Source organism: Cupriavidus sp. 8B (genome assembly GCF_054589115.1).
Genome location: NZ_BAAILO010000322.1, coordinates 112,482 through 119,642, shown reverse-complemented (window position 1 = coordinate 119,642; position 7,161 = coordinate 112,482). Strand labels below are relative to the sequence as shown.

Annotated in this window: 7 protein-coding genes and 1 tRNA gene; 4 read left to right on the top strand and 4 right to left on the bottom strand. The window is 66.1% G+C overall.

The features are described from left to right. Positions 1 to 255: 255 nt before the first annotated feature. Positions 256 to 573: an Mpo1-like protein gene (locus tag ACYP5B_RS32705; RefSeq protein ID WP_459572387.1), complete on the top strand. Its 318-nt coding sequence runs from the start codon at positions 256 to 258 to the stop codon at positions 571 to 573. Positions 574 to 585: 12 nt separating this feature from the next. Here ACYP5B_RS32705 and ACYP5B_RS32700 read toward each other — a convergent pair whose 3' ends face one another. Then, complete coding sequence (locus ACYP5B_RS32700; RefSeq protein ID WP_400095606.1) at positions 586 to 1,950, bottom strand: YihY family inner membrane protein; 1,365 nt, start codon at positions 1,948 to 1,950, stop codon at positions 586 to 588. 156 nt (positions 1,951 to 2,106) lie between these two features. Here ACYP5B_RS32700 and wrbA point away from each other — a divergent pair, with 156 nt between their 5' ends. The 3 genes from wrbA (at position 2,107) to ACYP5B_RS32685 (ending at position 4,648) form a co-directional block, all read left to right on the top strand. Next, positions 2,107 to 2,712 carry an NAD(P)H:quinone oxidoreductase gene (wrbA, locus tag ACYP5B_RS32695; RefSeq protein ID WP_267606164.1) on the top strand — a complete coding sequence of 202 codons (606 nt, stop codon included), beginning with the start codon at positions 2,107 to 2,109 and terminating at the stop codon, positions 2,710 to 2,712. After that, positions 2,709 to 3,140: a DUF2069 domain-containing protein gene (locus ACYP5B_RS32690; RefSeq protein ID WP_400095608.1), complete on the top strand. Its 432-nt coding sequence runs from the start codon at positions 2,709 to 2,711 to the stop codon at positions 3,138 to 3,140. Before wrbA ends, ACYP5B_RS32690 begins: the two co-directional genes overlap by 4 nt. Positions 3,141 to 3,226: 86 nt before the next feature. Then, the gene (locus tag ACYP5B_RS32685) at positions 3,227 to 4,648 is read left to right on the top strand and encodes an FAD-binding oxidoreductase (protein WP_400095610.1); all 1,422 of its coding nucleotides are present in this window, start codon (positions 3,227 to 3,229) and stop codon (positions 4,646 to 4,648) included. Positions 4,649 to 4,672: 24 nt separating this feature from the next. Here ACYP5B_RS32685 and ACYP5B_RS32680 read toward each other — a convergent pair whose 3' ends face one another. The 3 genes from ACYP5B_RS32680 to ACYP5B_RS32670 all read right to left on the bottom strand — a co-directional run bounded on the left by ACYP5B_RS32680 (position 4,673) and on the right by ACYP5B_RS32670 (position 7,067). After that, positions 4,673 to 5,215 (bottom strand): gamma carbonic anhydrase family protein, encoded by a 543-nt coding sequence (locus ACYP5B_RS32680; protein ID WP_400095612.1) that lies wholly within the window; start codon positions 5,213 to 5,215, stop codon positions 4,673 to 4,675. 357 nt (positions 5,216 to 5,572) lie between these two features. Further along, positions 5,573 to 5,666 (bottom strand) — tRNA-Ser (locus tag ACYP5B_RS32675). Positions 5,667 to 5,816: 150 nt separating this feature from the next. After that, on the bottom strand, positions 5,817 to 7,067 hold the full coding sequence (locus ACYP5B_RS32670) for an aspartate kinase (protein WP_183030978.1): 1,251 nt from the start codon (positions 7,065 to 7,067) through the stop codon (positions 5,817 to 5,819). Between the last annotated feature and the right edge of the window lie 94 nt (positions 7,068 to 7,161).

The following is a 7,161-nucleotide window of genomic DNA, read 5'->3' as shown; positions in this document are numbered from 1 at the left end:
GGGACCCATGTCTGAGTATCGCCTTAAGGCGATGCGAGTTTGGGTCCCGGCCGCTCTTTTCGTCGAATCCCGAGGGGGTGTCGCCCCATCCGGCGCCTTTTTTGCCTACTTTTTTGGCAAGACAAAAAAGTAGGTCGCCGCCCCGCAGGGGTGGTGAAACTGCAGTTGCTTTTGACGTTAAGCAGTTGCAGTTGCAGCCGCCACCACACCCCACATAAACTAAAACCTCCCCCGAACCCCCCACAGGAACCCGCCATGCCCCAGGCCCACCCCCGTGAGTTCGAGAATTTCGCCGCCTTCTACCCGTTCTACCTGAACGAACACCGCAACCCCACCTGCCGCCGCCTGCATTTCGCCGGCTCCACAGTGGCATTGCTGTGCCTGCTCGCGCTGATCCTCAGCGGCAACTGGTGGTGGCTGGCAGCGGCCGCGGTATCAGGCTATGCCTTCGCCTGGGTCGGCCATTTCGCCTTCGAGAAGAACCGCCCCGCCACCTTCCGCCATCCGCTCTACAGCCTGATGGGCGACTGGGTCATGTACAGCGAGATGTGGCGCGGCAGGATTCCCTTCTAGCCCACGAGGCTATCAAACCTGGCCGTGCCAGCCGGGCGGCACCACCTCAAGGGTGCGCCGTGCGGGATCGGCCGGGCGTTCCTGGGCTGCCGACCCTGCCTGCGCTTGCCCCTGCTGATCCTGTTGCCGGCGCCGGAAAACCGCCTCCAGCGGCTGGTCCAGGCGTGGGTTGTCCAGCACCTGCTTGAGTGCATCGGCGCCCTGCAGCTGCTGCGCCAGGGCCGTGCGCGGCAGGCGCGGCAGGTTCAGCACCAACCGGTCGTGCAGCGTGCGCAGCGTCACCTGCCCCGGGTCGCACAGCAGCGCCCAGTGCGCCTGGCCGCGATCCTGCGCCAGCCTGCCGACCAGATGCATGGCCTTGAGCTTGCCCAGCAGGTCCGCCAGGTAATCCGCCTCGACCCGCAGCTTGCGCCCCAGGTCCAGCTCGCCGACGCTGCGCGGCACTTCGTCCCGCGCCCGGTAGAGCAGGTAGAGCACGCCAAGCGCGTCGAAGAACTCGCTGCCGGCAAAGGTGCGGCGGCGCCAGTAGCCCTGCCGGATCACCGGCAGGTTGGCGGCGATGGTGGCGCCCAGCAAGGTCACCAGCCAGCTCAGGTAGATCCACAGCAGGAAGATCGGCAGCGCGGCAAAGGTGCCGTAGACCGCGGTGTAGGTCGGGATATGGGTGACAAAGTAACCGAAGCCGCGTTTGGCCAGCTCGAAGGCCAGCGCCGCCACCAGGCCGGCGGCAATCGCATCGCGCCATTCCACGTTGGCGTTGGGCACGGCGGTGTAGAGAAAGGCGAAAGCCACCGCCGAGAGCAGCACCGGCGTCAGGCTCACCACCAGCCCCAGCCCGAACGGCATGGTGCCGACATAGCCGGCCGAGACCGAGATCAGGTAGGAGCTGATCGACAGGCTGGCGCCGATCAGCACGGGGCCCAGCGTCAGCACGGCCCAGAAGACCAGCACGCGCTGCGCCAGCGGGCGGCGCTGCTTGACCCGCCAGATCGCGTTGAGCGCGTCCTCCACCGTCAGCATGGTCAGCACCGAAGTCACCATCAGGCCGCCCAGGCCCACGGCGGTCAGGCCCTTGGCGTTCTTGGCGAACTGGCCGAGGTAGCTGGTAATGGAATTGCTGACGTTGCCCGGAATCAGGTTCTGGAACAGGAATGACTCGGTCTCGCTGCGAAACTCGCGGAACACCGGGAAGGCCGCCAGCAAGGCAAAGGCCACCGTCAGCACAGGCACCACCGCCAGCACCGTGGTGAATGTCAGGCTGGCCGCGACCTGCGGCAAGCGGCCTTCGCCGGCGCGGCGCAGCGCGTAGCGGGTGAGCGCGCGCAGTTTTTGCAGGTTCCATTCCCTGCGCAGGCGAACGATGCGGGCGGCAAACATGCTGGGGCAAACTCCTAACCGGATTCAGTGGCGGGGCCGCAACTATAATACGCGCATTGCCTTCGCGCGCCGCGCAAGGCACAAACCCGGCCTGCCTCCCGGGACCGCCCCATCCTGGCGCCCCCCGGTTACCCGTGGGGCGCCGCAGCCCTGTCCATGACCGAACTCTTAGTCCTCTACTACAGCCGCCACGGCAGCACCCGCAAGCTGGCCGAATGCATCGCCACCGGCGTCGACAGCGTGCCCGGCGCGCAGGCGCGCCTGCGCACGGTGCCGCCCGTCTCGACAGTGAGCGAAGCCACCGCCCCGGATATCCCCGCGGATGGCCCGCCGTACGCGGAACTGCGCGACCTGGAGGAATGCGCCGGCCTGGCCCTGGGCAGCCCCACGCGTTTTGGCAACATGGCCGCGCCGATGAAGTACTTCCTCGATGGCACCGTGGCCCAGTGGCTGTCGGGCGCCCTCACCGGCAAGCCCGCCTGCGTGTTCACCGCCACCGGCAGCCTCCACGGGGGCCAGGAAACCACCTTGCTGTCGATGATGCTGCCCCTGCTCCATCACGGCATGCTGGTCATGGGCCTGCCCTATTCGGAAAGCGCGCTGATGACCACCACCGGCGGCGGCACGCCCTACGGTCCGAGCCACCACGCGCGCGTGGACAACAGCGCGCCGGTGTCCGAGGATGAAGCCGCGCTCGCGCGCGCCATGGGCAAGCGCCTGGCCGAGACCGCGCTGCGGCTGGCCGGCGGGAGCCGCGCATGAGCGCCGCCCCGAACCCCGCGGCACCGTCCGCCGCCAACGCCAGCGACGGCGCGCTGCACAACGCCGCCCTGTGGCGCCTGAGCGCGGGCAGCCTGATTGCGCTGATCGTGCTGTGCATCGCCTGGGAATGGTTCCTGGCGCCGCTGCGTCCTGGCGGCTCCTGGCTGATCCTCAAGTTCCTGCCACTGCTGCTGCCGCTGCGCGGCGTGCTGACCCGCAACCGCTACACCATGCAGTGGTCTTCGATGCTGATCCTGTTGTTCTTCACCGAAGGCATCGTGCGCGCCACCAGCGACCGCGCGCCATCTTCCACGCTGGCGTGGATCGAGGTCGCGCTGACGCTTGTGTTCTTCTTCGGCACCGTCCTCTACCTGCGCCCTTACAAGCGCCGCGCCAAGGCCCTGCAGCCGGCCAAGCCCGGCAAATGACCACGCCGGCGAGCTCGCCGTCAGCCCGCACCGATCCATCCCAGCGCGGCCGCCGCCACGGCGGCCGCCCTCCCGGACCCACCGCCATGAACGCCTCGCACCTCGACTCCTTCCTTGCCCTTTGCCGCGCCGCGCTCGGCGAGCAGCACGTGCTGACCGACGCCGCCGATAAGGCCCCCTACCTGACCGACTGGCGCAAGCGCTACACGGGCGAGGCAGTGGCGGTATTGCGGCCGGGCTCGGCGGAGGAAGTCGCCGCCGCCGTGCACGCCTGCCACGCGCACAAGCTGGCCGTGGTGCCGCAAGGCGGCAATACGGGGCTATGCGGCGGCGCCACGCCGCAGGCGGAACCCGCGTCGGTGGTGATCTCGCTGCAGCGCCTGAACCGGGTGCGGCAGGTGGACCCGCTCAACAACACCATCACCGTGGAAGCCGGCGTGATCCTGCAGCAGTTGCAAGACACCGCGCGCGAGCACGGCCGGCTGTTCCCGCTGAGCCTGGCCGCGGAAGGCAGCTGCACCATCGGCGGCAACCTCTCCACCAACGCGGGCGGCACGGCCGTGCTGCGCTATGGCAATACGCGCGAGCTCTGCCTGGGGCTGGAAGTGGTAACGCCTGCCGGCGAGATCTGGGACGGCCTGCGTGGCCTGCGCAAGGACAACACCGGCTACGACCTGCGCGACCTTTTTATCGGCGCGGAAGGCACGCTCGGCATCATCACCGCCGCCGTGATGAAACTCTACCCGCTGCCACGCGCCCGCGTCACCGCGCTGGCCGCCGTGGCCAACCCGCGCGCGGCGCTGGCCTTGCTCGCTATCGCACAGCAGCGCGCCGGCGCCATGCTCACCGGCTTCGAGCTGATGTCGGAGCGGTGCCTGTCGCTGGTCACGACCCACTACCCGCAACTGCGTTATCCGTTCGACCGGCCGCATCCGCAAGTCGTGCTGCTGGAGCTCTCCGACAACGAAAGCGAAGACCATGCGCGCGCCATCTTCGAAGCGCTGATGGAAACCGCCTTCGAAGCCGGCGTGGTGCAAGACGCGGTAGTCGCCGAATCCGTGCAGCAGTCGCGCGACTTCTGGAACCTGCGCGAGCATATCCCGCTCGCCCAGGTCGACGAAGGCAAGAACATCAAGCACGACATCGCCCTGCCCATCTCGCGCATCGCGGACTTCATCGACACCACCGACGCCCTGATCCAGCAAGCCTTTCCCGGCGCGCGCATGGTCACCTTCGGCCATCTTGGCGACGGCAACCTGCATTACAACGTTTCGCCCCCGGTGGGCGAGAGCCATGATGCATTCCTCGGCAATTCGGAAGCCATCAACCTGATCGTGCATGACAGTGTGCACGCGCATCGGGGATCGATATCGGCGGAACACGGGCTCGGCCAACTCAAGCGTGAAGAGAACCGGCGCTACAAGAGCGAAGTGGAACTGGCGATGATGCGGGCGATCAAGCAGGCGCTGGATCCGCAGGGGCGGATGAATCCGGGCAAGGTGGTCTAGGCGAATGCGGCGGCGGGCAGGCGCTCACGTGCCCTTCAACTCCGCCACGTGCTGGTCCTTCAGCTTGACGTAGTTGGCCGCCGTATAGCGGAAGAAACCGCGCTCCTTCTCCGTCAGCGGCCTCGCCTGCTTCACCGGGCTGCCGACATAGAGATGCCCGCTCTCTAGCACCTTGCCCGGCGGCACCAGGCTGCCGGCGCCGAGGATCACTTCGTCCTCGATCACCGCGCCGTCCATCACGATGGTGCCCATGCCGATCAGGATGCGGCTGCCCACCGTGCAGCCATGCAACAGCGCCTTGTGCCCGATCGTCACGTCGTCGCCGATGGTGAGCGGAAAGCCCTCGGGGTTGAACGGCCCGGCATGCGTGATGTGCAGCACGCTGCCGTCCTGCACGCTGGTGCGCGCGCCGATGCGGATGCGATGCATGTCGCCTCGGATGGTCACCAGCGGCCAGATGGAACTGTCCGCGCCGATCTCTACGTCGCCGATCACGACGGCGCTGGGGTCGACGAACGCGCGGTCGCCGAGTTGGGGGGCCTTGCCCTGGAAGCTGCGAATGGTCACGATGTAAGCCTGAAAACCTGAAAGCCGCCAATCAAACGCATGCGCCGCCGCGCCGGGGTGGCGCCGGGTCAGGCGTGAACATGCGCTGGCACGCGCATTCTAATCCGATCTTCGCTCTCAGCCGTGCCCCACGCGGTCCTTGATGAAGCCCGCCATCCGCTCCAGCACCTGGCTCAGGTCCGGCTGGCGCCGTCGTCGATGTTCATCGCGCTGCCGCGCGATTTCATCTAGTGGCAATCGCTGTGCCACTCCGCGCCGAAACGCGCATGCCGCACGCTCGCGCGATTCGACGCCACAAAAAACAAAACCCCGGAAGACCGCAATCTTCCGGGGTTCCGCCGCCAATACGATGTGTAGTGGCGGAGACGGAGGGATTCGAACCCTCGATCCAGGTTTTGGCCCGGATGCTCCCTTAGCAGGGGAGTGCCTTCGACCTCTCGGCCACGTCTCCCAAATCTGCCGTTGTGTGAGGGAGGCCACACAACGAAGCGCGTATTCTATCGGGCCAATTTCAATTGGTCAACGGTGATTCGATGACTAATTTAAAAAACTTGGTCGGCCCGTCAGAAGCGCAGGCCGCACGCGGCCTGCTTCGCATGGATCACGCCTGATCCAGCTCGAACACCTTATGCAGCGCGCGCACGGCAAGCTCCATGTACTTCTCGTCGATCAGCACCGAGATCTTGATTTCCGAGGTGGAGATCATCTGGATGTTGATGCCTTCTTCGGACAGCGTGCGGAACATCTTGCTGGCGATGCCGACGTGCGAGCGCATGCCCACGCCGACTACCGAGACCTTCGACACCTTCGGGTCGCCCGATACGCTGGCAGCGCCGATATGGGCCTTCACGCCATCGTTGAGGATGGCGAGCGCGCGCTGGTATTCGCCGCGCGGCACGGTGAAGGTGAAGTCGGTCTTGCCGTCGACGGACTGGTTCTGGATGATCATGTCGACGTCGATGTTGGCGTCGGCAACCGGGCCCAGGATCTGGTACGCGATGCCGGGCTTGTCGGGCACGCCCAGGACGGTGATCTTCGCCTCGTCACGGGCAAAGGCGATGCCGGAGATGACGGCTGCTTCCATTTCAGAATTTTCCTCAAAAGTGATCAGCGTGCCCGAGTGCATTTCTTGCTCGAGGGGCATCAGGGGGTCGGTGAGCGACGACAGCACGCGGGTCTTCACGCGGTATTTGCCGGCGAATTCCACCGAACGGATCTGCAGCACCTTGGAGCCCAGGCTGGCCATTTCCAGCATTTCCTCGAAGGTGATCTGGTCCAGGCGGCGAGCGTCTTCGACCACGCGCGGATCGGTGGTGTAGACCCCGTCCACGTCGGTGTAGATCAGGCATTCCTCAGCCTCGATGGCGGCGGCGATCGCCACTGCCGAGGTGTCGGAGCCACCACGGCCCAGCGTGGTGATATTGCCGTTGTCGTCGATGCCCTGGAAGCCCGTGACCACCACCACGCGCCCGGCGTCGAGATCGGCCAGGATGCGCTCGTCATCGATGGACTCGATGCGGGCCTTGGTGTGGGACGAGTCGGTCTTCACCGGCACTTGCCAGCCGGTGTAGCTGATCGCGTCGACGCCCTCACCTTGCAGCGCAATCGCGAGCAAGGCGGAGCTGGCTTGCTCGCCGGTGGCGGCCAGCATATCCAGCTCACGCGGGCTCGGCTGCGCCGAAATTTCCTTAGCAAGGCCAAGCAGGCGATTGGTCTCGCCCGACATGGCCGAAGGCACCACGACTACGCGGTGACCTGCACGATGCCATTTGGCAACGCGCTTGGCGACATTCTTGATGCGTTCCGGAGAACCCATCGAAGTGCCACCGTATTTGTGAACGATGAGAGCCATCTGTTTGTCGACACCAGCGATTGTGCAAAACCCCTGAAAATACACGAAGGGGCGACCCAAGGCAAGGCGTGAGGGCATCGGACGACGGCCGCGG